We start from the raw sequence: 2,750 nt of genomic DNA, 5'->3' as shown, positions 1-2,750 counted from the left end.
CACGACGGCCCGCCGTATGCCAATGGCCAGATTCACATGGGCCACGCGGTCAACAAGATCCTCAAGGACATGATCGTCAAGGCGCGCCAGCTCAAAGGCATGGACGCCGCCTACATCCCGGGCTGGGACTGCCACGGCCTGCCGATCGAGAACGCGATTGAAAAGAAGTTTGGCCGCAAACTGGCGCGCGACGACATGCAGGCCAAAAGCCGCGCCTATGCCACCGAGCAGATCGACATCCAGCGCGCCGACTTCAAGCGCCTGGGGGTGCTGGGCGACTGGGATCACCCGTATCGCACCATGGATTTCAGCAACGAAGCCGATGAAATCCGCGCCTTCAAACGCGTCGTGGAACGCGGCTTCGTCTACCGGGGCCTGAAGCCGGTGTACTGGTGCTTTGACTGCGGCTCGTCGCTGGCCGAGTTTGAAATCGAATACGCCGACAAGAAGTCGCAAACGCTGGATGTGGGCTTCTTGTGCGCCGAACCGACCAAGCTGGCCGCGGCCTTTGGCTTGAACGCACTCGCCAAAGAGGCTTTCGCCGTCATCTGGACCACCACCGCGTGGACCATCCCCGCCAATCAGGCGCTGAATCTGAATCCGGAGCTGAGCTACGCGCTGGTCGACACCGAACGCGGCCTGCTGCTGCTGGCCGAGAGCTTGGTGGAAAAGTGCCTGGAACGCTACCAGCTCACGGGCACCGTCCTTGCCACCACCCCCGGCAAGGCGCTGGCGGGCATCAACTTCAAGCACCCGCTCGCCGACATGGGCGACGCGGTGCAGGCTGACGGCCTCTCGCGCGGCTTGGCAAGCCCCTTTCAAAATTATGATCGAGAGTCCCCGATCTATCTGGCCGACTACGCCACCGCCGATGACGGCACCGGCATTGTTCACTCCGCTCCCGCTTATGGGGTAGAGGATTTCAACAGCTGTGTGGCGCATGGCATGGCCGTTGACGACATCCTGAACCCGGTACAAGGCAACGGCGCTTACGCGCCCGAGCTGCCGCTGTTTGGCGGCCAGCACATCTGGAAAGCCTGCCCCGTCATCATCGACACGCTGCGCGCGGCCGGTCGCCTGTTTGCCACCAGCGACATCGTTCACAGCTACCCGCATTGCTGGCGCCACAAGACGCCGGTGATCTACCGCGCGGCGGCCCAGTGGTTCATCCGCATGGACGAGGGCGTTGGCGTCTTCACCAAGGACAAGGCACCCAAATCACTGCGCCAGCTGGCACTGGACGCGATTGAAGAGACTTCGTTTTACCCCGAGAACGGCAAGACCCGCTTGCGCGACATGATTGCCGGCCGGCCCGACTGGTGCATCAGCCGCCAGCGCAGCTGGGGCGTGCCTCTGCCCTTCTTCCTGCACAAAGACAGCGGCGAGCTGCATCCCCGCACCATGGAAATTCTGGACCTCGCCGCCGACATGGTGGCGCAAGGCGGCATCGAGGCCTGGAGCAAGGCCACGACCGAGTCCATTTTTGCCACCATCGGCGCGACGGACGCACAAGCCTACACCAAGAGCAGCGACATTCTGGAAGTCTGGTTTGATTCCGGCACCACCCACACCACCGTGCTCAAGGGCTCGCACCCCGGCAGCGGTCACGCGAGCGGCCCGGAGGCTGACCTGTACCTGGAAGGGCACGACCAGCACCGCGGCTGGTTCCACTCATCTCTGTTGACGGCCTGTGCCATGTACGGTCGCGCGCCCTACAAAGCCATCCTGACGCACGGCTTCACGGTGGACAGCAAGGGCCACAAGATGAGCAAGAGCGCGGGCAACGGCGTCGATCCGCAGGAAACCTCCAAGAAGCTCGGCGCCGAGATCATCCGCCTGTGGGTGGCGGCCAGCGACTACTCGGGCGACATCGCCGGTGACGACAAGATCCTGGCGCGCGTGGTGGACACCTACCGCCGCATCCGCAACACGCTCAAGTTCCTGCTGGCCAATGTGAGCGACTTTGACCCGGCAACCGACGCCGTGCCGCTGGACCAGATGCTGGAGATCGACCGCTACGCCCTGAGCCGCGCCGCCCAGTTGCAGGCGGACATCCTGGCGCATTACGAGATCTATGAATTCCACCCAGTGGTGGCCAAGCTGCAGATCTACTGCTCGGAAGACCTCGGCTCTTTCTACCTCGACATTCTGAAAGACCGGCTCTACACCACGGCGCCCAAATCCTTGGCGCGGCGCAGCGCCCAGACCGCGTTGTGGCAAATCACGCAGGCGATGCTGCGTCTGATGGCCCCGTTCCTGAGCTTCACGGCGGAAGAAGCGTGGGCGGTGCTGGGGGCGGCGGGCAAGACGCCGGCCGACACCCAGGAATCGATCTTCCTGGACACTTACGTCGCCTTCGACGCACCTGACGAAGCGCTGCTGGCCAAGTGGACCCGCATCCGCGACATCCGCGATGCCGTGAACAAGGACATCGAGACCCTGCGTGCCGAAGGCCAAGTCGGTTCCTCCCTGCAAGCCACCGTGGCACTCACGGTGGGCGCGCAAGACCACGCGCTGCTGGCCAGCCTAGGTGACGATCTGAAATTTGTCTTCATCACATCCGCTATTGATTTAATAGCTGGTGACGATTTATCCATGAGGGCTAGCACCTCAAACGCCATCAAATGCGAGCGCTGCTGGCACTACCGCGACGACGTTGGCCATGACCCGGCCCACCCCACCCTGTGTGGCCGCTGCACCAGCAACCTGTTGGGTGCCGGCGAAAATCGGAGGTTTGCATAATGGCCAGA

General features: G+C 63.1%; 1 protein-coding gene. It reads left to right on the top strand.

The features are described from left to right. On the top strand, positions 1-2,742 hold a 2,742-nt coding region (gene ileS / locus B3V69_RS18225), incomplete at its 5' end, for an isoleucine--tRNA ligase (RefSeq protein WP_296448513.1). Between the last annotated feature and the right edge of the window lie 8 nt (positions 2,743-2,750).

The sequence above is a fragment of the Rhodoferax sp. UBA5149 genome, assembly GCF_002413825.1.
In the GTDB taxonomy this organism is placed as follows: Bacteria; Pseudomonadota; Gammaproteobacteria; order Burkholderiales; family Burkholderiaceae_C; genus Rhodoferax.
The sequence above is the reverse complement of the archived record's forward strand: the minus strand, read 5'-3'. Positions and strand labels throughout refer to the sequence as shown.